Origin of the sequence: Asaia prunellae JCM 25354 (assembly GCF_000613885.1) — a bacterium.
Taxonomy (GTDB): domain Bacteria; phylum Pseudomonadota; class Alphaproteobacteria; order Acetobacterales; family Acetobacteraceae; genus Asaia; species Asaia prunellae.
The window spans coordinates 136,033-159,269 of sequence record NZ_BAJV01000002.1; the positions used below are offsets into that span (position 1 = coordinate 136,033).

The following is a 23,237-nucleotide window of genomic DNA, read 5'->3' on the forward strand; positions in this document are numbered from 1 at the left end:
CTATTCCGAAAATTGCGTCGATCTGTGACGGCCACGGCAAAAGGTGTTTCGGGGCGGCCTGAAGCACCTTTAATCGCATTCTGGAGGTATCCCGTGTCCGAAAGCAGCGTCGCAGAAGCCAAATCGGCTCTCTCGAAGATCCGCAATATCGGTATTACCGCGCATATCGATGCCGGCAAGACCACGACGACCGAGCGCATTCTGTACTACACCGGCGTGTCTCATCGCATTGGTGAAGTGCATGATGGCAACACGACCACTGACTACATGGCGCAGGAACGTGAGCGTGGCATCACGATTACCTCGGCAGCCGTGACCTGCGAGTGGGAAAACCACCGCATCAACATCATCGACACCCCGGGTCATATCGACTTCAACATCGAGGTGAACCGCTCGCTGCGCGTACTCGACGGCGCCATCTTCATTATCGAAGGCGTTGCCGGTGTTCAGCCGCAGTCAGAAACCAACTGGCGTCTGGCTGACCGCTACAACGTGCCGCGCGTCATTTTCATCAACAAGCTCGATCGTACCGGCGCCGATTTCTATCGTGCGTTCGACACGCTGAAGGAAAAGCTCGACATCGTCGCTATTCCGCTTCAGCTGCCGATCGGCATCGAAGAAAACTTTGTTGGTGTGGTCGACCTGGTCGAAATGCGCGCCATCATCTGGGAAGGCGGCGAGCTGGGCGCAAAGTTCCACTATGCTGAAATTCCCGATGACCTGAAGGAAAAGGCAGCCGAGGCCCGCCAGAACCTTCTGGACACCGCGCTGAGCGTTGATGAAGCCGCGATCGAAGAGTATTTCGAGAAGGGCGATGTTGACGTTGCAACACTGAAGAAGTGCATCAAGAAGGGCGCCATCTCCGGCGTGTTCCGTCCCGTTCTGTGCGGCACAGCCTTCAAGAACAAGGGCGTTCAGCCGCTTCTCGACGCCGTTATCGATTACCTGCCGGCTCCTGACGAAGTCGAAGGCATCCGTATTGCGCCGCCGGAAGGCGAAGAGGTCGACGAGAACTTCCTGCCGATCGTGCCGGTTGACCCCGATGGCAAGTTCGCTGGTCTCGCCTTCAAGATCATCTCCGACAAGTATGGCACTCTGACCTTCGTGCGCGTCTATCGTGGTGTTCTGAAGTCGGGTGACACCGTGCTGAACACGACCAAGGGCCACAAGGAACGCGTCGGCCGCATGTTCCAGATGCACGCTGACAAGCGTGAGGAAGTCAAGCAGGTCGGCGCTGGCGACATCGCAGCTTTCGTTGGTCTGAAGGACACCCAGACGGGTGACACCCTGGCCGATGCTGCCGATCCGGTGGTTCTGGAGCGCATGCAGTTCCCGGTTCCGGTTATCGACATCTCTGTCGAGCCGAAGACCAAGGATGCCGTCGAGAAGATGACGCTGGCGCTGCAGAAGCTCGCCGCCGAGGATCCCTCGCTGCAGCTCAAGACCGACCAGGAAACGGGTCAGACCATCCTGTCCGGCATGGGTGAGCTGCATCTCGACATCATCGTTGACCGTCTGCGTCGTGAATACGGCGTTGAAGCCAATGTTGGTGCGCCTCAGGTTGCTTATCGCGAAACGATTTCGCGTCCGCATATCGAGACCTACACCCACAAGAAGCAGTCCGGTGGTTCGGGTCAGTACGCTGAAGTCAAGATCGAGTTCGCTCCGGTCGAGCGTAACGAAGGCATCAGCTTCGAGAACAAGGTCGTCGGCGGTACGGTGCCGAAGGAATACATCCCGGCTGTCGAAAAGGGCATTCGTATGCAGTCCTCGACGGGCGTGCTGGCTGGCTTCCCGACGGTCGACTTCAAGTTCACGCTGCTCGACGGTAAGTACCATGACGTCGACTCGTCGGCTCTCGCCTTCGAAATTGCCGCCAAGGCCTGTTTCCGTGAAGGCATGAAGAATGCCGGCCCCGTGATCCTTGAACCGATCATGGACGTCGAAATCACGACCCCGAACGATCACGTTGGCGACGTGGTGGGCGACCTTAACCGTCGTCGTGGCATCATCCAGAGCCAGGAAACCGCCGGTTCGACCGTCATGATCCGCTCGCAGGTGCCGCTGAAGGAAATGTTCGGCTACATCTCGCATCTGCGTTCGGCCACCAAGGGCCGTGCGTCGTTCACGATGCAGTTCCATCACTATGATCCGGTGCCGCGCAACGTGGCTGACGAGATCATGGCGAAGAGCGCCTGATCCTTCGGGACTAGTCAAAGCCTGCAAGAAAGCCGCCCTTCCGGGCGGCTTTTTTGTTTGAATATCTGCTGGATCGGGGAGGGGATGAATCAGTGTCGACTGGCAGCATAAAGGCGATAAAGCAATTTGCCCTGAAAGCTGACCAGGATCATGGCGAGTAATGTAGTCTTCAGAATAATGCCGGAGACCATGTGGTTATGCGGCGTGGAATCCAGATAAAGGAGATAGCCGCTCCTGAGCAGAAAAAAGCTGGCTGACCCAGCTTTCCAAAAAGCTTCTGCGCAGGGCAGGTGTTTCGGCTACAGCTGCCGTCCCTCATCTAGGCTCTCTTGTTGGATTGAGATCGGCACTTGCCGCACAAGGGTATGATGAACTGGCTGATGCTCTCCTTTCGGCACAGGGTCTGCCTCTCTCAGTGAGCGAGAACAGTTCTGACAGTGGCATGCACGAGGATCATACAAAGGCGCGGTCGGCAGGACGTGCTTATCTTGCCTTCGCAACTGCAAACCCAGATCTCTTCCGACTCATGTTTCGCCGCGCCTTGCTGGATTACAGCTGTCCGGAACTTGCCCGGGCATCGGCAAGAGCCTTTGAGGCGTTGAGCTTGCTATGCGGGGATGATGGGTCAGGCGTACGAAATTCCGCTCGCATGGCAGGGCTCTGGGAAAGAGTACATGGACTGGCCACCCTGGCTATCGACGGTATGCTCGGTCCTTTGCTGGAAGAAGCAGAGGCTCCTTCGCAGGAGCTTTTTCTGAATGAAGCGCTTGCTCTCTCCGGATCCCGAAATCATGAATGACGCATTTGCGAGAAACATGAACTATGATTAATTATCACGTTTACGTTACTGTCACAAATATTGCGAAAACATTATATTAATTTAATCAGAAGTCTGCTTTTCTCCTGTTCAGTGACGGGGGACGCTGGACGAAATCCCCGCTGCTTCAGGCTCAAATCGGGAGGCTGGTCCCATGGCATTGGCCCATCAGACCACAAGTGAAATGCAGGAAAACAATACACCGCTCCTGCATGTGGCGGGTATTTCTAAGACATTTTCCGGGATCAAGGTTCTCAAGGATGTCTCACTCAGCGCCTATGGTGGCGAGATCCTCGCCCTCATGGGAGAGAACGGGGCTGGAAAGTCCACTCTCATGAAAATTCTGTCAGGTGCGTATACTGCCGATCCCGGTGGCGAGATCCGCATTGGCGGTGAGGTCGCCAGGATTACAAATCCTGCTTCTGCGCGTGCACTCGGGGTTGGCATTATCTATCAGGAGCTTGCACTCGCACCGAACCTGACCGTTGCTGAAAATATTCATCTCGGCTCGGAGCTGCGCAAAGGGGGAATGATCGACCGTTCTGCGATGAATGAGGCGTGTCGCGAGTTGCTCAGGGAGCTTGGCGCGCCTTTCGGACCGGAAGACAAGCTTTCAACCATGTCGGTCGCTGAGCAGCAACTGGTTGAGATCGCCCGTGCCCTTCATCGGGATGTTCGCATTCTCGTGCTTGATGAACCGACAACGGCGCTTTCAGCACGCGAAACAGACCGGCTTTTTGCCCTGATCCGTCAGCTACGCGCCAAGGGGCTTGCGCTTATCTATATCAGCCATCGTATGGATGAGATCGACGAGCTTGCTGACCGGGTATCGGTGCTGCGCGATGGTGCTCATGTAGGCACACTCGAAAAACATGAGCTTTCTTCTGCACGAATCGTCAGTCTTATGGTCGGGCGTGATCTGTCGAGCTTTTATGAGAAAGACGGTGATCATGTGCGCCATGATGCGGCTCCGATCCTGCAGGTTGAAGGGCTGACAGATGGCAAACGCGTTCAGCCGGTCAGCTTTGTGCTTCGTCCTGGCGAGGTTCTGGGTATTGCGGGGCTGGTCGGTGCAGGACGTACGGAGCTTGCACGTCTTGTTTTCGGTGCTGATCCGAAAGTGGCAGGTACTATCTCTCTTGATTCCCGGAAGCTTGATATCCGTTCGCCACGCGATGCGCTGGCAGCCGGCATTGCCTATCTGACCGAAGATCGCAAGGCGCTCGGTCTCTTTCTGGACATGTCTTGCAGTGGCAACATCAATCTTGGCGTTGTCGAACGCGATGCGCGGCTTGGTGTACTTGATCATGGCAAGGGAAGAACGCGGGCAACAGGTTCCTTTGCCGCCTTGCGGATCAAGGCCCAGAACATGCTGACCAATGTTGGTGGCCTTTCAGGTGGCAACCAGCAGAAGGTTCTTCTGGGTCGTCTGCTCGAAACCGGTCCGAAAGTGCTGATACTCGATGAACCGACAAGAGGTGTCGATATCGGTGCAAAAACAGAAATCTATCGCATTATCAACGATCTGGCAGCCCAGGGGCTGGGGATTATCGTCATATCGAGCGAGATGGCCGAGATCATCGGTGTGAGTGATCGCGTTCTTGTCATGCGTGAAGGTCACCTTACGGGTGAACTCACAGGCGACGAGATCACGCAGGAAGCCATCATGTCTCTCGCAGTCGGTCTCGCCGCTGCTCCTTCAATCGCCGCCTAGGATAACACGTCTATGAGCACCACTCTCAACCCGGCGGTTGCGGCTACTCCCGCCGCCCAGCTCAATGCGCGCGCCGCGACCCGCAGCATTCTCCAGGCTGCAGGCATGTTACCGGTTCTGATCCTGCTGGCGCTCGGTTTCCATTTTCTGGGAGGGCATCGTTTTCTCTCGGGTCAGAATCTCTCGATTATTGCCCAGCAGGCATCGATCAACACTGTTCTGGCTTCGGGGATGACATTTGTCATCCTTACCGGCGGTATCGATCTTTCAGTTGGTTCCATACTTGCTTTCGCGGCCATGTGCGGACTGATTGTTTCGACAATGCCACATCTGGCCTGGCTTGCCGTGCCTGCATGCCTCGGAGCGGGACTGCTTATCGGCGTGTTCAACGGTGCCCTCATCGCTGGTGTCAAGATTCCGCCTTTCATCGTGACGCTGGGTACATTGACTGCTGTGCGTGGTCTCGCCCGTCTGATGGGAAATGATCGCACAATCTTCAACCCGGATCTTTCCTTTGCCTGGATCGGCAATGATGGCATCGCCATCACCTCGACTTTCACCATTCCCTGGCTTGCCGTCATTGCCCTGGCGGTTGTGGTGGCAAGCTGGTTCATCCTGCGACGCACTGTCCTGGGTGTGCATATCTACGCCATCGGCGGCAATGCTTCGGCAGCACGACTTGCCGGTATCCGTGTCGGCCTGGTGCTGATGTTCGTATATGCCGCTTCTGGTCTGCTCGCTGGCCTTGGCGCAGTGATGTCATCCGCGCGGCTTTATGCTGCCAACGGTCTGCAGCTTGGACAATCCTACGAGCTTGACGCCATTGCCGCTGTCATTCTGGGGGGCACGTCGTTTGTCGGCGGCGTCGGCTCCATCTGGGGCACACTGGTCGGTGCCCTGCTGATTGCCGTCCTGACCAATGGGCTCATCCTGGTTGGTGTGTCCGATATCTGGCAGTTCATCGTCAAGGGGCTCGTCATCATCGTGGCGGTCGCTCTTGACCGGTTCCGTGCACCGGCGGCGCGCACCTGATTTCAGGTTGTATCCTTCCGTCTTTTTCGATCCTGTTCTTCTATCGCTTCGGATATTTCAAGATGATTACTCGTTCAAAATTCCTCCTCGGTGCGCTGGCTCTCTCAACGGCTCTTTCGGTTCAGACAGTACATGCTGAAGGCATAAGCAATGTCGGGGTTTCGGTCGGCTCTCTGGGTAATCCCTATTTCGTGGCACTGGTCAAAGGCGCCACGACCCAGCTCAAAACTGTCGCTCCGGATGCCAGGATCAACGCGCTCTCCGCTGATTACGACCTGAACAAGCAATTCTCGCAGATGGACAGTTTCGTTACCTCGGGTGTCAATCTGATCCTGCTCAATGGTGTTGATCCACAGGCGGTTCTGCCTGCAGTCAAACGTGTGCAGAAAGCAGGGGCAACCGTCATTGCGGTTGACGTTGGTTCTGCCGGTGTGGATGGGACGGTCCAGACCGATAACGTGGCGGCAGGGCGTATTTCCTGCGAGTATCTCGCGAAGAAACTGGACGGAAAAGGCGAAGTCGCCATCGAGAACGGCCCGCAGGTTTCCTCGATCATTGATCGTGTAAAGGGCTGCAAGGAAATTCTGGCAAAGTATCCGGATATCAAGATTGTCAGTGATGACCAGAACGGGGGGGCAGAGCGTGACCTCGGTTTCAAGGTCATGCAGGGCTTTCTCGTGCGTTTCCCGAACCTGAAAGGTGTTTTCGCCATCAACGATCCGGAGGCGATCGGTGGCGATCTGGCCATTCGTCAGGCCCATCGTCAGGGAATTACAGTCACTTCTGTCGACGGTGCGCCGGATATCGTAGCGTCACTCAAGGACCCGAGATCATCCATCGTTGCTTCTGCCAGCCAGGATCCGTACCAGATGGGCAAGGACGGTGTTGCCATGGGGCAGGCGATCAAGGATGGCAAGCTGGCAAAGGGCACTGTACGCCTGATGCCACCAACCCTCATCACGCGTGACAATGTCGGCACCTATAAAGGCTGGACCGGCGAATAAGCCAGTCCGTTTCCCCGGCCTCACAGCGGGGAGATGTCTCAGTTCTGCGTATTGTTCGAAGCGAAAAGCCGGTAGATAAGCAAAAGAATCATCGCACCGAAAACCGAGGCGACAAAGCCGGCAGGCTGGCCAGCGTGATAGAAATGCAGTTTCTGGCCTATCCACCCAGCCAGAAGCGCACCGGCGATACCCAGAAAAATTGTGATGATAAAGCCACCGGGGTCCCGGCCGGGCATCAGGAATTTGGCGATCAACCCAACAAAAAAACCGACGATCAATGTCCAGATCAGATGCATGTCATCTCCTCATGCCTTCAGGCATTTGTCACGTCATTGTGACTACCATGAAAATAACACAAGGGTCCACGGCCGGCTGGGCTGACTCCTTGTCCCTATCTTCCACCTGGTAGTCAAAGCGGATCTGACGACAGACGCAGAGGCAGGTTGTTGTCTCTCCTCTGGAAAGGAATTCTTCATACTTGAAATACTGATCATCTATATATTTTATGGTTTATAAAAAATATATTTTCTTTCTTTATTGTAATTTATGTAAATTATTTACTCGACATATGTCCTGTTTCACTAATGAAAAGAACCTCTCTTCTGTTGCCGACGTTGTGTCTCATGAGGATTCCATTCGGAGAAACAAAGATGAGCCGCAACGTCGCTGAGTCCATGGTTGAAGTTCTTGAGGAAGCGGGAGCGCTTCATTGTTATGGCATTCCGGGCGACACGCTCAATCATTTCACCGATGCCCTGTCCCGCAGTTCAATCTCTTTCGTTCACATGCGTCATGAGGAAGCAGGAGCTTTCGCTGCCGGGGCTGAGGCGCTTCTGGCCGATCGCCTGACACTTTGCGCGGGGTCGTGTGGACCTGGCAGTCTGCATTTCATCAACGGCATATGGGAGAGCAACCGGAACCGTGCTCCGGTGCTCCTGATTGCAAGCCAGATAGCCCGTGACCAGCTTGGTTTCGAGTTTCCGCAAGAGGTTGATTTCCGTACCGTCTACGGAGCAGGGACTGTTTTCTGCGAGGAAATCCGCACACCGGAACAGGCTGTCCGTATGACGGCAATGGCTGCACAGGCGGCCGTGTCCCGTCGGGGGGTCGCTGTTCTGATTGTACCTGCTGATGTTTTTGCGGCGAAGGAAGCCAAAAAATCGGCGCATCGTGCGCATTATGCCCGTCCCGTCGTGACGCCCAATGCCGCCGAACTCAAGGCGATGGCAGAAATTCTCAATGCCGGACATCGCATCACCATTTTCGGGGGCTCAGGATGTGAAGATGCCCATGACCAGATTGTTCGTCTGGCAGATGCACTGAAAGCGCCGGTCGCCAGAACATCCCGTGCGAAGGATTTTCTTGAGCACAACAATCCATTCGATGTGGGAATGACTGGCATGATAGGTGCCGAAGGCGGAATGCATGCCGTCAGCTCCTGCGACACCCTGCTTTTGCTCGGCTGTGATTTTGCCTGGGCACAATATTATCCGGACAAGGCGAAAATCATTCAGCTTGATCTTGATCCCGTTCACCTCGGTCGACGTCATCCGATTGATCTGGGCGTGGCTGGTGATGTAGGTGCGACGCTTGACGCTCTGCTCCCCCTTGTCAGCCCCCGGACTGATCGCACATTTCTTGATGCCTCGCTCGAAGTTGCCCATGAGGCTCAGGCCAAACTCGATGAACGGGCTGTTCCCGGAAAGATAGGAACCATTCATCCTCAGTACCTGGCTGCAACTGTTGCCCGCCACGCGGCACCGGATGCCATTTTCACGGCCGATGGTGGTTCACCTATGGTCTGGATACTCCGGCATGTTCCTTCCACAGGCCGTAATCGTACGCTGACCAGTCTCAGTCACGGCACGATGGCCAATGCCATGCCGCAGGCATTGGGTGCCCAGAAAGCCTTTCCTGAACGTCAGGTGATTTCTTTTTCAGGAGATGGCGGCATAGCGATGTTGCTTGGCGATCTGTTGACGACCATTCAGGAGAAACTGCCAATCAAGGTTGTTGTGTTCAACAACAGCTCGCTGAATTTTGTCGAGCTGGAACAGAAGGTCGAAGGGCTGCTCGATCATTACACCAATCTGGTCAATCCTGATTTCAGTCAGGTTGCTTCCTCGATCGGGTTGTGGAGCCGGCGTGTGGAGAATCCTGATGATCTGGATGGAACCGTTCAGGAGTTTCTGGCAGTACAGGGCCCAGCCCTGCTGGATGTCGTCACAAACGAATTCGAACTGGTCATGCCTCCTGATATTCATGCCGGAGAAGTTGTCGGAATGAGTTTGTATGCTGCCAAGGGCATGCTTTCCGGAAGAGCCAAGGAAGTTGTCAAGATGCTCGGCGGGGCTTTGCGCGGCTGAGTTTCTCCCTGGCGGGGACAGGCCACAAGAGAAGCCGAGGCTAGGTAATCGAAGCGCTTGGCTCCGCTTTGTAACCGCCTGATTTTTTAGTTGTCTGGATTGTCATCAAGATCCAGGACAGGCGCGAGAGAAATCCTACGTCTGTCCTGGGTGTCTATCATGCATTCAGCCGAATGAGCCGTTGGCATGCATGACCGCTACGCTGATCTCCCGCAACACGGCGAAAAGACGGGCCATCGGGGCAAAAATCTCTTCGTGCTCGCGGGTGAAGCCATAATCGTCACGAGGGCCACTGGGCTCATGAAAGTCGATATCGGTGACCATCCCTGCGGATTGAGGGAAGATCTCTGAAAGGCGCTTGAGCACGGCTGGAATTTCGAGCTGCAGCACAAGTTTCAGCAATGTCTCCCGATTGATGTCGTTGCGCGGGCTGAAAGAGGGAATACGTGTGGCCAGAATCCAGATCTGGCCGATAACAGCGTGGCGGATGGCATGGAGCGTCCGTTCCTGTGCGGTCATTCTGAGTGAATGACTCCAGACAGATTCAAGGGCGATATGATCTGCCTGTATGCGCCTGAACATGGCAGGCAGACTGCGCCAGAACTCCAGCCCTTCGAGCCCATGCGCCAGAACAAGATGCTGTCTGCGCTGCTCCTCGTTGCGTGCTGATGCAGCCCTGTCCAGCCAGGTGCCTGGATCCAGCAGCCGCACGATCCCCCGCAGCGCCAATATCGGAATGTGCCGCAGCCTGACGGGCAAAATCGAGTGCGAGACCGAAACGCCGGCTGCTGCGGGCGAGCTTCTCGAAGGTCTCGGGGTGGCGCGAGGCAGCCGTACCGAAACCCTGGAGTACGTTTGTCCACCAGCCAAGCTGTTCGAGAATGGCGTTATTGGGAATGGCACGAAGCTGGCTCGGATGGGTAATACGCGTGACGCTGATACCGTCTCCCTGCCGTGCCGACGGACGTGAGCCGGACTTGTCGATCAGAGCCGGGCCAAAGGCACCGAGCAGCCCGGCATAGCAGGATCTTCAACAAGGCTGCTCATGTCGAGAGCAATGGTCGAGAAGAAGTCCGAGGAGAAATCCGGCTCGTCATAAATCGGGTCGCGCGCGGTTGAAATCGGGCGCATCAGATGTTCGGCAAGGGTTGCGATGGTTGAAGCGGCAAGTGGCGCCGTGCCGAAGAGCGTGTATCCGTCACCACCCTGAAAGGCCACTTCCTCACGCAATCTGATACCGGCCTTGGCGAACAGGCCACGCGTATGATCGGGAGAGAAATAGCTCAGTCGGTCGGACAGGCTGAACGGATGGGCACCACGGCCGATACTCTCACCATGGGTATCGAACAGAACAAGCTCGATATCCTTCATTCCATGCTTCTGCATGAGTGCAAGAGTGCGCAGACGCAGACGCTCGACCAGATTGGTTGCAGCGAGCTGGCCTATATAGCGTCCGGAATCCGAATAGCCGAATTGCAGGCAGAGACGGCCGTTGTTGCGGATGTAATCCCGCCAGTGAGGTGAACGGAACGCTTCTTCGAGAATAATCTCGCCGTGTTCAAGCGCGTTCTGTGTTTCGAAAAGTGGTGAGATCTGGATCTGGTTGTCGCGTATGCCGAGCAGACGTGCCAGCCAGAGTGTGGCAAGCAGGGTGTAGCCACTTTCTGTTTCGGCAATCAGGAAGCGTATTGGTGTGTCGGAATCGATATGCTTGAGGATCTGCGCCATGGTCATCATCAGACGGCCGGCAGAAGATTGCTCCATCATCACCGCGCCGAAATCGACGGGAATAGGTTCCTTCAGGGATTCAAGAGCATCATTGATCTGGGAGAGTACCAGGCGACGGCGTGACGGAATGGTGGGATCATCCTCGATACCGAGACGATGGCGCACCACGTTATAGATCTGGGTTGCATTCAGGCGGGTATGGATATGGGCAGCCCCCAGACCATGTGCCATGAAGCCGGCACGCGCGGTCAGCAGGGCGGCGCGGCCTGTATTATCCAGCAGGGGTAATGCCTGCTCGAAAAGTGGCGAAAGTGTTTCGGCAGATGTAAGGGCAGAGTCCCGTCGGCTGACCAGAGTCCGGGCAAAGGCAGCGATTGCTGCTGCGTCATGATGCTGCTGGTCAGGGCAGGCGGCTTCCTGTTCTTTGACCGCGCCCAGTGCGACATCGATACGGGCCACGAGCTGGGAACATTGAGGTAACAGCTTCTCGAGCTGATTACGCAAACGTTCCAGCTGTGTGCGCTTCAGTGCCAGACGAATGCGAAGAGTATCCCACCAGTATATGTCGCTTCGACCATCCGTATCGAAGCCGACCCAGGTGGCCAGAATGAGCGTTCTGATATCGAACGCGGCAAGCGTCTCTTCATGCTCGGGCCAGCGTATGGCTGCATGTTTCAGGATCGCAGCATTGAAGATGTCGAGTGCATCGCGCCCGCGAAGAATGGCCGTGAGTGCCAGACTCTGCTCATGAGCAAGTGTCGGGGCAGCTTCGCGGCGATGCGATTTCAGTTCCGGCAGGCGATGAGAGGGGTCGGTCGCCATTTCGACAATATGGCGATAGACGTTGTCGGCCAGAGCAAAAGTCGGATGAGCAGTAAAAACGGCAGCAAATCCGGGACGGGAGAGTTTTGCAACCAGCGCCTCTGCCGTGTCACAGCTTTCAACGGTTTCCCGTGCCGCGCTGTCCAGGCGACTTTCTGGTGTCGTCTCATTCCCGAGGCCAAGATAGCCGCGCAGACGTGAGGCGCGTTCCCTGAGATTGTCGTCTCGCAAGACGCGCACGGTATTTTCGAGAGTCGTTACCGAAAGCGCGCCGTCGATCAGTTCGTCACCTATCCGGCTCGAAAGCGTCTCGATTGGATCAGGAGCATGGCGCTCATGCGAGGCGCGATCCTGGAGTGCCTGCATTTCACCTGTCAGACGTTCGGCAAAAGCAATGCTTTCACTGGTGTCAGCAGCAGTTTTCTGGTTGGCCTTGGGGGTTGGCGTTCCGTCAGGGGCGTGATGCGGTGCAGTATTGGACAAGGCACTCTCGCTGAGGTTCGGGTCACGGGCGGAGTCCGGTTTTCCATGCAAAAGGCATGATGGCAATGGAGGATCGCCGAGGTGCAGGACTTTTTATCCCGCAAGTGGTAATCGGTCGGAAATGCATCATCCGAATTCCGATCATTCCCCTGGTGGCGAACGTCAGGCTGAAGGCAGCGCCTCAGACGCCGAGGCTCTTGCGAGCCTGAGAGCTTCCCGACGTCTTGCGGGAGGGCTGCTGGTGTCGATGGGCGGGGTCATGGTTCTTTCTGCAGGGCTGCCCGCCATGGGACTGGTGAAAGATCATTTTCTGCTCGAGGTGCTGCGTTCCGGCGCACGGGCCGGGGTGGTTGGCGGTATTGCGGACTGGTTCGCCGTCACGGCCCTGTTTCGGCATCCGCTGGGCCTGCCTATCCCTCATACGGCAGTACTGCCCCGGCAGCAGCCGCGTCTGGCGCGTGCGCTGGGGCGCTTTGTCTCTACGCAGTTCTTTACTGAAGAAGATGCAGGCCGTGCCCTGGCGGCGGCCGATGTGGCACGCATACTGGCCAATCTTCTGCGTCAGCCCCGTACAGTCAATGCGGCAGCGGCGGCTCTGCGCCGCAGCGTGCCTGACATGCTCGACAGACTTGAGGACGGGCGAGCTTCTGCTGCAATAGCCAAGCATTGCCGGTTCTGGTGCGCGGTGAAACCTCCATCAACGTGGTAACGCGCGCGCTGAGAGCGCTGGTCGATGATGAGCTGCATCAGGAAGTGCTTTCCGCGTTGCTTGAACGCTTCAAGGGTGGGGTACAGAAACGCGAGGCAACGCTTCGCAGCTTTATCGAGGAGCGTGTGCGCGAACAGGGCGGCCGCATGATTGGCTGGGCGATAGGCCCATCAGTAGCCAGCAGGGTCATAACGGCGCTTTATCTGGAACTTGATCGCGTTGATCCGCGGGATTCTGAATTGCGTGAGGGATTCACAGGCTGGATCCGACAGGAAATCGACCGTCTGGAACAGGACCCGGAACGTCGTGCCCAGTTTGGCGATGCCATATCGGGTTATCTCGGACATGACAGCCTCAAGCTCTGGTGGTCGGAAATCTGGCAACGTTTCCGGGGGCTTGCCGAGGCCGATCTGGCCAGTGATGAGGGGTGGAGCCGAAGCGTGATAGAGGCGGCGCTGCTCAGTCTGGCTGATCAGCTCGATCATGATCCAGCCATGCGCGCGCGCCTGGAACAGACGCTCAGAACTACCCTTGTCAGGATATTGCCGTCGCTGCGTGACAAACTGGCGGCTTATATCGCTTCGGTCATGGAACGCTGGGACCCCGCCGAGCTTTCGGCAAGGCTTGAGCAGCGTGTTGGCCGCGACCTGCAGTATATCCGTATCAATGGCACGCTGGTCGGATTTGTCGTTGGCGCTGTTCTTGATATGTTCATGAGACTTTGCTTCGGCCATCTAGGCTAGACGACGTCTTTCTCTGCAAAGCTGATGCTGAAAAGGGTTGACGCAGCGGCCTTGCGCGCGCATCTGCTATGAAAATAGCACCATTTAGGTCTTTAATTTCTGTCCATGCGGGACTGATCGAGGGAGCCGAATGCTCAGGTTATCGAAACTCGCTGATTACGCAACGGTTCTGCTCGTGCAGCTTGGCCAGCAGGACACGCTTGTGACAGCCACCGCGCTTGCGGCAGCGACCGGTGTGCCGGAACCGACTGTTGCCAAGCTGCTCAAGGGGCTGGCTGCGGACGGTCTGGTTGCCTCGCATCGTGGCGCACGCGGCGGGTACCGGCTGGCGCGATCTCTGGCTGATATTTCGATTGCCGCCGTCATCACCTCGGTCGATGGTCCAATTGCCCTGACTGCCTGTGTCGAAGGACGGGTTTGTGAAGCGAAATCGCTTTGCGCCCTGTCATCCGGTCAGTGGGACATGGTTAACAGGGCCATCCGCTCGACACTCGAATCCATCAATCTTGACGATATGAGTCGCGCGCATCTGACGGGCGGTTTTGCGCCTGCATCACGCTGCGTCGCTCATGATCATCATCCTGCCAGGGAGGGATGAGATGCCAGCCGTAACGGAAACCCGTGAAGCCGTCGAAACACTCGGTCAATCGACCTATAAATGGGGTTTCGAGACTGATATCGAAATGGAGTTCGCCCCCAAGGGGCTGAGCGAGGAAACCATCCGGTTCATCTCGGCACGCAAGCAAGAGCCTGAATGGATGCTCGACTGGCGTTTGCAGGCGTTTCGTGCCTGGCAGGCCATGGAAGAGCCCAGCTGGCAGAAGCCGGAATATCCGGCGATTGATTACCAGGATGCTTTCTATTTTGCCGAGCCGAAAAAGAAGCCTGGCCCGAAATCGCTTGAGGAAGTCGATCCTGAGCTTTTGCGCACCTACGCGAAACTGGGAATTCCGTTGCACGAGCAGGCCATTCTGGCGGGTGTCGAAGGGGCTGGCGAGCCTGAGGCCCGTCTACCGGTTGCTGTTGATGCCGTGTTTGATTCTGTTTCGGTCGTAACAACCTTCCGCAAGACTCTTGAGGAAGCCGGGGTCATCTTCTGCCCGATTTCGGATGCCATTCGTGAGCATCCCGAACTGGTGAAGCGCTATCTCGGTTCCGTCGTGCCTGTGAGTGACAATTTCTTCGCGGCGCTGAATTCGGCAGTCTTTACTGACGGTTCGTTCGTTTATGTACCTGAGGGTGTAAGCTGCCCGATGGAGCTGTCTACCTATTTCCGCATCAATGCACGTAATACGGGGCAGTTTGAACGTACGCTTATCATCTGCGAAGATCGCGCCACAGTCTCGTATCTCGAGGGTTGTACTGCGCCGATGCGCGACGAGAACCAGCTTCATGCTGCGGTGGTCGAACTCGTGGCGATGAACGACGCCAAGATCAAATATTCCACAGTGCAGAACTGGTATCCGGGCGATGAGAACGGCAAGGGTGGCATCTATAACTTTGTGACCAAGCGCGGTGCCTGCCGTGGTCGCAATGCCAAGATCTCCTGGACACAGGTCGAGACGGGGTCTGCCATCACCTGGAAATATCCTTCCTGCATCCTCGCGGGCGAGGGTTCGGTGGGCGAGTTCTATTCGGTGGCTGTCACCAACAACCGTCAGCAGGCCGATACGGGTACGAAGATGATCCATCTGGCGCCCAATACCCGCTCGACCATCATCGCCAAGACCATTTCTGCCGGGCACTCCGACAGCACGTATCGCGGTCTGGTGCGTATGATGCCCAAGGCTCGGGGCGCGCGCAATTTCACGCAATGCGACAGTCTGCTGATCGGCGATCAGTGTGGCGCGCATACCGTGCCTTATATCGAGAACCGCAACATGACGGCGCGTGTCGAGCATGAGGCGACCACCTCGAAGATTTCTGAAGACCAGCTTTTCTATTGCCGGTCACGTGGCCTGTCGGAAGAAGATGCCGTGGGCCTCATCGTCAACGGGTTCTGCAAGGATGTCCTGAAGGAACTCCCCATGGAGTTTGCAGTGGAAGCTCAGAAGCTCCTGCAACTCAGTCTTGAAGGTAGCGTCGGGTAAAGAGCCGCATCATGAATGATTTTCTGAAAATTTCTGGTCTCTGTGCGCAGATTGACGATAACGGAACCCCGAAGGAGATTCTGCGCGGTCTCGACCTCGAAGTGCCCAAGGGCCAGATCCACGCGATCATGGGGCCGAACGGTTCGGGCAAGTCGACGCTCTCCTATGTGCTCGCCGGTCGTGAAGACTACGAAGTAACGGGTGGCAGCGCCGAGTTCCTCGGCGAGGATCTGCTGGCGCTTGAGCCGGAAGAACGCGCCGCCCTCGGTGTGTTCCTCGCCTTTCAGGCGCCGATCGAGTTGCCCGGCGTGAATAATGCCAATTTCTTGCGCACGGCGGTCAATGCGGTGCGTCGCGCCCGCAAGGAAGAAGAGCTTGATGCCGTGGGCTTTCTCAAGGCCGTTCGCGCCGAGACGAAGCACCTGCACATGTCCGACGACATGCTCAAGCGCAACGTCAATGTCGGCTTTTCCGGCGGTGAGAAGAAGCGCAACGAAGTGCTGCAGATGCGTATGCTGCGGCCTAAATTTGCCATTCTTGACGAAACGGATAGCGGTCTCGATATCGATGCGCTGCGTATCGTGGCAGAGGGCGTGAACAGCCTGCGCGGATCTGACTTCTCCGCCCTGATCATCACCCATCACCAGCGCCTGCTGGATTACATCAAGCCTGATCGTGTGCATGTCATGGCCAAGGGCAAGATCATCCATAGCGGCGGTGGCGAAGTGGCGCTGGCGCTTGAGGCTCAGGGTTATCAGCAATATCTCGAGGCGGTGGCATGAGCGGCGTAACCGCCATTTCTCCTGCGATCGAATCCTTTCTTTCGCGGGCGCATCAGGGTGAGGCGCGCAGCCTGCTACAGCGTCAGGGTCTGCCGCAGCGTCGCCTCGAAGCCTGGCGTTACACACCGCTGCGTGATCTCGACAAGAGCATTTTCACCACCCCTGAAGCTGTATTGGGTGATGAAGCAGAGGCTCTTCTTGCCCGTCTCGCGCCCGAAGCGCTCGAGGGTCATCGCGTCGTTTTCGTCAATGGCGTTGCAGTCTCTGCCCTTACCAGCCTGCCGGATACGGTCGAGATCGTTGATCTCGACACTCCACTTTTGACGGACCGCCCACTGAGCGTGCTTAACAGTGCCGTGCAGCAGCCGGGGCTTGCCCTGCGGGTGGCAGCAGGTATCGATGCTGGCCGGATTGCCCTTGTGTCTCTGGTCACCAGTGGCAATCAGGTTTCAACGCATCTTGCACATCAGATCACGTTGGAAGCAGGTGCGAAACTGACTCTGCTCGACATCCAGTCGGGAGAAGGTACCTATCTCGCCAATCCGGGCCTTACGGTTTCGGTGGCGGAAAAGGCGCATTTGACGCATCTGCGTGTGCAGCAGGACAGCTTGAGGCGACCAATCTTGCATTGGTCAATGCCCGGATTGCCGAGCATGGCACTTATGACAGCTTCACGCTGACCCTCGGGGCGAAGCTTTCGCGTCATGAGGTTCTGGCGCATCTGGGCGGCAGGCATGCTATCGTGCATGTCAACGCGGCGCAGCTTCTGGCTGGCACGCAGCATGCCGATCTGACTTCGGTCATTACCCATGCCGCCCCTGACTGCAATTCACGTCAGACAGTCAAGAATGTCCTTATGGATGCCGGCCATGGTGTATTCCAGGGCAAGATCTACGTCGATCGCATTGCCCAGAAGACAGATGGCTACCAGATGAACCAGGCCCTTCTTCTATCGGAAAAAGCGCAGATCGACAGCAAGCCGGAGCTTGAGATCTACGCGGACGATGTCAAATGCAGTCATGGTGCCACTGTCGGTGCGCTTGATGAAGAACAACTCTTTTATCTTCGTGCGCGGGGCATTCCGCACGCTGAAGCCCGCGCCATTCTGGTGCGAGCCTTCCTGCTGGATGCTCTGGCACTGGTGACGGATGAACCGCTTATGCATTGCTCGACCGACGTGTTGATGCATGGTGGCAGAAAAGAGAGGCATGATGACCTCGAACGACGTTCTCGACCGTTTTGCGACGTTGCGCAGCCAGTTTCCGATTCTGTCGGAAACCGTGCACGGGCGTCCGCTTGTCTTTCTTGACAGTGCAGCTCGGCGCAAAAGCCGGATTGCGTTATAGACGCCATGGCTCAGGCCATGCAGCATCAATACGCGAACATCCATCGCGGACTGCACTGGATGAGCGAGCGCACAACCGAGGCGTATGAATCGGTGCGCACGCAGGCTGCCCGTTTTCTCAATGCGCCGGATCGTCACGAGATCGTCTTCACGCGTAACAGCACCGAGGCGATCAATCTCGTCGCGCATTCCTTCGGGGCTCTGCTCAAACCCGGGCAGGCTGTGCTGATCTCGGAGCTGGAGCACCACTCCAATCTCGTGCCGTGGCAGATGCTGCGTGACCGCGCCGGAATCGACCTGCGCATTGCCCCCATCACCGGGCAGGGCGATCTCGATCTGGAGGCTTATGAAGGGTTGCTCCAGGACGGACGTGTCGGGCTGGTGGCCATTACCCATATGTCTAACGTGCTTGGGACCTTGACCCCGGCAAAAGAGCTGGCGCGCCTGGCCCATCGCCACGGCGCGCGTATCCTGTTCGACGGATCGCAATCTGCGGTGCATCGCAAGATCGATGTGCAGGACATCGACGCTGATTTTTTTGTATGTACCGGACACAAGCTTTACGGCCCGACCGGCATTGGTCTGTTGTGGGGGCGGACTGAACTGCTCGATGCCATGCCACCCTTCATGGGCGGTGGCGAGATGATCGAGAGCGTAAGTTTCGAAAAATCGACTTGGGCCCGAATTCCCCATAAATTCGAAGCCGGCACGCCGCCTATTATTGAGGTGATCGGCCTCGGCGCCGCACTCTCTTTCATGGACAAGCTTGGCGCTGAAACAATTGCCGCTCACGAAGAGGCGCTGGTCTCCTATACGCGCGCGACACTGGGTGCATGTGAAGGGGTCAGGCTCATCGGGTCACCTGCTGAACAAGGGGGCGTAGTCTCTTTCATTGTAGAAGGTGCACACCCACATGATCTGGCAGTACTCTTGGATCGTCAGGGTATTGCTATCCGGGCAGGGCAGCATTGTGCGGAACCCCTGATCCGTCGTCTGGGCCTGACGGCAACAGCAAGAGCAAGTTTTGGCGTCTATACGACGCGTGATGATATCGATGCATTGGCCAAGGGCGTCTTGCGTGCCCGACAGATGCTGGTCTGACGCAGGGAGATCACACCATGACGGACGAAAATCATATCCTGACCAGACCACTCGGCGCTACGGACGAGGATGGATCTGTTGAGACTACCTCTTCGGGTCTCGCGGATGAGGACAGTGTCATATCGGCCATTGCGACCGTTTATGATCCTGAGATTCCGGTTAATATCTATGAGCTTGGCCTTATCTACGCAATCGATCTGCATGATGACGGTCGTGTTGATATCGAAATGACCTTGACCGCACCTAACTGTCCCAGTGCGCAGGAGCTGCCTGAACAGGTTCGCGAGGCTGTTGCCGCCCTGCCAGAAGTCACCAAGGCCAGTGTTGCCATCGTCTGGGATCCGCCATGGGATATGAGCCGTATGAGCGATGACGCGCGTCTTGCGCTGAATATGTTCTGAACGGGGAGAAGAGAGATGAGCGATACACAGACTGCCCCGATGCCCGTCAAACGGGAGCTGCCTCCGCTGATGCAGATGACCGAACGTGCGGCAAAGCGACTGAAGCAGCTCTACGAAGGTGCAAACAAAGGGCAGATCCTCCGCATCAGTGTCAATACACGCGGCTGTTCTGGTATGTCCTATGATATGAGCTTCGTGGAAGAAGCAGCGCCAAGCGATGAACGCGTCACGGATCAGGGGCTCCTGCTTCTTGTTGATCGCAAGGCAACGCTTTTTCTGATCGGTACGGTGATGGATTACGAGGTCAAGGATCTCGAGTCAGGATTTACTTTTACCAATCCTAACGAAAAAGGCCGTTGCGGCTGCGGTGAAAGCTTTCACGTCTGACGACGTGAAAGCCTCTTTTTGCTTTTGGTGAAGCTGACGACCGCTTCTACCTCGGTTGACCAGAGAAACTGATCAATGACCGCAACCGAAAGTACCTCATAACCTGCCTTCTGCAGAAGAGCTGAATCCTTCTGAAGCGCCTGCGGATTACAGCTTACATAGATAATATCCTCGACGCCGGACCGCGCAATATGATCCATCTGCGACAATGCGCCAGCATGAGGCGGGTCAAGAACGATGACCCGTGCTTTGGCAAACTCCTTGGCAATGAGGGGCTGGCGTGTCAGATCGCGGTGAGTGGTTTCAATACGCTGGCCAATGGCACCTGATTTAAGTGCAGCGATCGCTTCGGAATGCCCCTCATAAGCCAATACGCGCCCTTTTTGTGCGAGTGGCACGGTAAGTGTGCCAAAACCCGCAAAAAGCTCGATGATCGGGTCACGACGATTCAGCGTAGGCAGCGCGTTCAGAACAGCATCGGCAATCGCTGACTCACTCTGATTGGTGGCTTGCAGAAAGCCGCCTGGTGGTGGCGTCAGCCTGACTGCTCCGAAAGCATGGAAAACCGGGCCCTGCTGAGCGACAATCTCGTAGCCGTCACTCGGCCTGCGTCTGGAGCGCCACGAAATACGGGGAATTTTATGGGTACGGGCGAAGGAGGCAAGTTTGACCCGGTCTGTCGGGACGAGCGCTGCGTCAGTCGCAATCAGAAGATCCGGGCCCGAACTGTACAGATTGATCTGGAGATCGCCCCCTCCCGTAACAGCGCCCAGAGATCCGAGAACCTCGCGTAGCGGTCGAGAAGAGCAAGCAGGCTTGGCTCGATGACATGACATTCTGTCATGTCCACTACGTCGCCATGGCGACGATGAAGGCCCAGAATGATCTTGCCGGGTTGACGCTGAAAGGCGAGATCTATTCTGCGACGGCTCTCTGCATCAACCTGCATTGCATCGAAACGCGGCAGGGTCTCGAACCCGGAACGGGTCAGGGCATGCTGAACCAGCCCGATCTTCCAGTCCAGCAGGGCCGGACGGGAGGTGGTCTGCATCGCGCAGCCACCGCAACTCCCGAAAAGGGAACAGACAGGGGGGACCGATCGGGGGAGGGGGCAAGAATGTCGATCAGCTCGACATGACGGGAGTCGTCATAGCGTAATCTGAGTGTATCGCCCGGAACAGTTTCAGGAATGTAGGCGGGCTTGTCCTTGATAAGAACAAGCCCGTCGCCATTCGCGCCGAAGGAGAGGACCTTCGTCTCGATAAGAGAGGCCATCAGGGATCAGACAGTCCCGCGATGCTGGATCGGTCCAACCTGATCATCGTGTTCTGCCTTGCGATTGCGGCGCGGCAGCAGCATGAAGGCCGGTGTGTCATGGCCGAATCCGGTGCGTGGGGCATCGTGATCGAAGGCAGGCGTGGGAGCAATCGAGATGCCACCCGCCTCATCCTTGTCGCGTACCGGCTGACGCGACGCATTGCCTGTTCCAGTACGGTCACGATCACGGTTTTCACCATGACGGTTCTGGCGACCGCCACGGTCTTTTCCGTGGCGCTTTTCACGGCGTTCCGGATGGCTGTTTTCCTGTTCGGGATCTGCCCAGGGCAAGGTCTCGATTCCATCGATGCTGATGGATGGAATCGGGGCATGTTTCAGCTTCTCGATTGCCTCGGCCAGTAATTTCTGGCGTGGGGAAGCCAGACTGAATGCATGGCCTGTTTTTCCTGCACGTCCGGTGCGGCCGATACGGTGGATATAATCCTCTGCATTGAAAGGCAGATCGAAATTGAACACATGGGAAAGGCCGCCAATATCAATGCCGCGAGCAGCCACGTCCGAGCAGACCAGAATCTGAAGCTCGCCTGCCTTGAATCGTTCAAGCGTCTTGAAACGAAGCGACTGGGCAAGGTCTCCGTGCAGATGACCTACAGCAAAACCATGCTTGTGCAGGGATTTGTAGAGCACATCAACGTCGCGCTTGCGGTTGCAGAAGACGATCGCGTTCTGCACGTTTTTACGTCGCAGCAATTTGCGAAGCACACGACGCTTCTCATGTTCATCGACAACTAGAAGGGCTTCCTCGATTGTGGTTGCAACCGATGAGGGGCGCGAAACGGTGATTTCTTCTGGCAAATGCAGGAACTGATCTGCCAGTGTCCGGATTTCCGGCGCCATGGTTGCTGAAAAAAGCAAAGTCTGGCGATTTGCAGGAAGCATGGAAACGATACGCGTGATGTCGGGAATAAATCCCATATCCAGCATGCGGTCGGCTTCGTCGATAACCAGGATACCGGTTTGCGTCAGAAGCAGCCCCCCCCGGTCGAACAGATCCATCAGGCGCCCAGGTGTTGCAATCAGGATATCAACGCCCTGATTCAGCACTGCACGCTGATCGGCCATGCTTTCACCACCGATGAGAAGGGCATGGTTAAGGCGCAGATGCTTGCCGTAAAGGGTGAGATTTTCGGCAACCTGGAGTGCCAGCTCACGCGTAGGCTCAAGAATGAGGGAGCGAGGCATGCGGGCGCGGGCGCGCGATCCAGCGAGTCGCTCGATCATGGGGAGGGTAAAGGAAGCGGTCTTTCCCGTACCGGTCTGGGCGACGCCAAGCACATCCTGACCGCTCAGAACGACAGGGATGGCGCGTGCCTGGATTGGAGTCGGATGCTCATAGCCCATCTCCTCGATGGCACGCATGACAGGAGCCGACAGGCCAAGTTCGGAGAAGCGTGGTCTGGGTGTCTCGGCAACAGCTTTCAGGTCCGGCTCTTGGTCGAGAGGCGGTGTCGTCTGAGGCAGTACAGCAGAGGAGGTCTGTGTCGTTGTTTCAGTCGTGCTGGGCTTGCGGCGGCCGCGTCTGGGAGGGGTCTGTACTGCAGGCTCTATCGCGAGAGGGAGGGCGACCACAGACTCCTCTTCAACGTGTGACTCATTTTCCTGAGGAGCAATGTCTGCAATTGCTTCTTTCAGGGCAGGTTCGAGTTTGGCAACAGTGCTACGGGCTGTACGCTTGCGTGGGCCCCGGGGCGTGTCTGTGTCGGGTTCATTAGTCAACGCGACGGGTTCAGCAAGGACGGGGGCAGCCTTGGCTGTTGCGCGAGGCTTGCGCGAGACGGATTTAGTGACTGCCGTCTTGCCTGCTGAAACCTTGCTGGCAACTGGTCTTCTGCCGGGCTTGGCCTTGGGTTCTTCCGGTGCACCCTCTGTCTTGCTGGCGACTTCTTCATCCATGACAGCAGCAAGGGGAGTCTTGCGAGGACGGCCACGTCCGCGCTTGACCGGGACTTCCTGTTCCGAAGTGGCGACAGTGACAGCTTCGGCTGTCGGAGCGGTCTTTTTCACTGCTGTGGTTCTGACACGGGCAGGTTTTGTGATGGTTGTTTTCTCTGTTGTGGCGCTGCTGATGACTGGCTTGCGGCCGCGTCTTGCTTTGGGCGCATTCTCGACGGCGGGTGCGTCAGACTGAGTGTTGCGAGGCTGCGCCTCTGCCACGGACTCCACCGCTTGAAGTTCT

Annotated in this window: 18 protein-coding genes and 3 pseudogenes; 15 read left to right on the forward strand and 6 right to left on the reverse strand. The window is 56.8% G+C overall.

The features are described from left to right. Positions 1-93 precede the first annotated feature (93 nt). From fusA to JCM25354_RS02120, 5 genes are all read left to right on the forward strand, one after another. Positions 94-2,199, forward strand: a complete 2,106-nt coding sequence (gene fusA, locus JCM25354_RS02100; protein ID WP_025884783.1) for an elongation factor G — start codon at positions 94-96, stop codon at positions 2,197-2,199. Positions 2,200-2,536: 337 nt separating this feature from the next. After that, the gene (locus JCM25354_RS02105) at positions 2,537-2,998 is read left to right on the forward strand and encodes a TetR-like C-terminal domain-containing protein (protein ID WP_025884784.1); all 462 of its coding nucleotides are present in this window, start codon (positions 2,537-2,539) and stop codon (positions 2,996-2,998) included. Between the two features lie 172 nt (positions 2,999-3,170). Next, positions 3,171-4,730 (forward strand): sugar ABC transporter ATP-binding protein, encoded by a 1,560-nt coding sequence (locus JCM25354_RS02110; protein ID WP_025884785.1) that lies wholly within the window; start codon positions 3,171-3,173, stop codon positions 4,728-4,730. A gap of 12 nt (positions 4,731-4,742) precedes the next feature. Beyond that, complete coding sequence (locus tag JCM25354_RS02115) at positions 4,743-5,762, forward strand: ABC transporter permease subunit (protein WP_025884786.1); 1,020 nt, start codon at positions 4,743-4,745, stop codon at positions 5,760-5,762. Positions 5,763-5,824: 62 nt separating this feature from the next. Next, the gene (locus JCM25354_RS02120; RefSeq protein ID WP_035446602.1) at positions 5,825-6,766 is read left to right on the forward strand and encodes an ABC transporter substrate-binding protein; all 942 of its coding nucleotides are present in this window, start codon (positions 5,825-5,827) and stop codon (positions 6,764-6,766) included. Between the two features lie 38 nt (positions 6,767-6,804). Here JCM25354_RS02120 and JCM25354_RS02125 read toward each other — a convergent pair whose 3' ends face one another. Next, a complete protein-coding gene (locus JCM25354_RS02125) occupies positions 6,805-7,062 on the reverse strand; it encodes a GlsB/YeaQ/YmgE family stress response membrane protein (RefSeq protein ID WP_025884788.1) in 258 nt (85 codons plus the stop codon). 354 nt (positions 7,063-7,416) lie between these two features. Between JCM25354_RS02125 and JCM25354_RS02130 the strand changes: the two genes are divergently transcribed. Next, positions 7,417-9,132, forward strand: coding sequence for a thiamine pyrophosphate-dependent enzyme (locus JCM25354_RS02130; protein ID WP_025884789.1), 1,716 nt, complete (start codon positions 7,417-7,419; stop codon positions 9,130-9,132). 165 nt (positions 9,133-9,297) lie between these two features. On the opposite strand, the pseudogene JCM25354_RS15985 reads toward JCM25354_RS02130, so the two are convergent. Further along, a pseudogene (locus tag JCM25354_RS15985) lies at positions 9,298-12,048 on the reverse strand (phosphoenolpyruvate carboxylase). Between the two features lie 238 nt (positions 12,049-12,286). Between JCM25354_RS15985 and JCM25354_RS22895 the strand changes: the two are divergent. From JCM25354_RS22895 to JCM25354_RS02175, 9 genes and pseudogenes are all read left to right on the forward strand, one after another. Beyond that, a complete protein-coding gene (locus JCM25354_RS22895) occupies positions 12,287-12,874 on the forward strand; it encodes a DUF445 family protein (RefSeq protein WP_279379529.1) in 588 nt (195 codons plus the stop codon). Next, on the forward strand, positions 12,844-13,617 hold the full coding sequence (locus JCM25354_RS15990; RefSeq protein WP_279379530.1) for a DUF445 domain-containing protein: 774 nt from the start codon (positions 12,844-12,846) through the stop codon (positions 13,615-13,617). Before JCM25354_RS22895 ends, JCM25354_RS15990 begins: the two co-directional genes overlap by 31 nt. A gap of 130 nt (positions 13,618-13,747) precedes the next feature. After that, positions 13,748-14,215, forward strand: coding sequence for an SUF system Fe-S cluster assembly regulator (locus JCM25354_RS02145; RefSeq protein ID WP_025884790.1), 468 nt, complete (start codon positions 13,748-13,750; stop codon positions 14,213-14,215). Between the two features lies 1 nt (position 14,216). Next, positions 14,217-15,707 carry a Fe-S cluster assembly protein SufB gene (gene sufB, locus JCM25354_RS02150; RefSeq protein ID WP_025884791.1) on the forward strand — a complete coding sequence of 497 codons (1,491 nt, stop codon included), beginning with the start codon at positions 14,217-14,219 and terminating at the stop codon, positions 15,705-15,707. A gap of 11 nt (positions 15,708-15,718) precedes the next feature. Beyond that, a complete protein-coding gene (sufC, locus tag JCM25354_RS02155) occupies positions 15,719-16,489 on the forward strand; it encodes a Fe-S cluster assembly ATPase SufC (protein WP_025884792.1) in 771 nt (256 codons plus the stop codon). Continuing rightward, a pseudogene (gene sufD, locus JCM25354_RS23675) lies at positions 16,486-17,701 on the forward strand (Fe-S cluster assembly protein SufD). Before sufC ends, sufD begins: the two are co-directional and overlap by 4 nt. Further along, a pseudogene (locus tag JCM25354_RS16000) lies at positions 17,698-18,935 on the forward strand (cysteine desulfurase). The pseudogenes sufD and JCM25354_RS16000 overlap by 4 nt, the downstream one beginning before the upstream one ends. 17 nt (positions 18,936-18,952) lie before the next feature. Continuing rightward, positions 18,953-19,336: an SUF system Fe-S cluster assembly protein gene (locus tag JCM25354_RS02170; protein WP_025884793.1), complete on the forward strand. Its 384-nt coding sequence runs from the start codon at positions 18,953-18,955 to the stop codon at positions 19,334-19,336. Between the two features lie 15 nt (positions 19,337-19,351). Then, on the forward strand, positions 19,352-19,723 hold the full coding sequence (locus tag JCM25354_RS02175) for a HesB/IscA family protein (protein ID WP_025884794.1): 372 nt from the start codon (positions 19,352-19,354) through the stop codon (positions 19,721-19,723). On the opposite strand, the gene JCM25354_RS21960 is transcribed toward JCM25354_RS02175, so the two are convergent. The 4 genes from JCM25354_RS21960 to JCM25354_RS16010 all read right to left on the reverse strand — a co-directional run bounded on the left by JCM25354_RS21960 (position 19,714) and on the right by JCM25354_RS16010 (position 22,609). Continuing rightward, a complete protein-coding gene (locus JCM25354_RS21960; RefSeq protein WP_243443850.1) occupies positions 19,714-20,121 on the reverse strand; it encodes a class I SAM-dependent RNA methyltransferase in 408 nt (135 codons plus the stop codon). The genes JCM25354_RS02175 and JCM25354_RS21960 overlap by 10 nt on opposite strands. Before the next feature lie 308 nt (positions 20,122-20,429). Beyond that, positions 20,430-20,774 (reverse strand): class I SAM-dependent RNA methyltransferase, encoded by a 345-nt coding sequence (locus JCM25354_RS21965; RefSeq protein ID WP_243443835.1) that lies wholly within the window; start codon positions 20,772-20,774, stop codon positions 20,430-20,432. Next, a complete protein-coding gene (locus JCM25354_RS21970; RefSeq protein ID WP_243443836.1) occupies positions 20,711-20,998 on the reverse strand; it encodes a hypothetical protein in 288 nt (95 codons plus the stop codon). The genes JCM25354_RS21965 and JCM25354_RS21970 overlap by 64 nt, the downstream gene beginning before the upstream one ends. A gap of 6 nt (positions 20,999-21,004) precedes the next feature. Further along, the gene (locus JCM25354_RS16010; protein ID WP_051537177.1) at positions 21,005-22,609 is read right to left on the reverse strand and encodes a DEAD/DEAH box helicase; all 1,605 of its coding nucleotides are present in this window, start codon (positions 22,607-22,609) and stop codon (positions 21,005-21,007) included. Positions 22,610-23,237 lie beyond the last annotated feature (628 nt).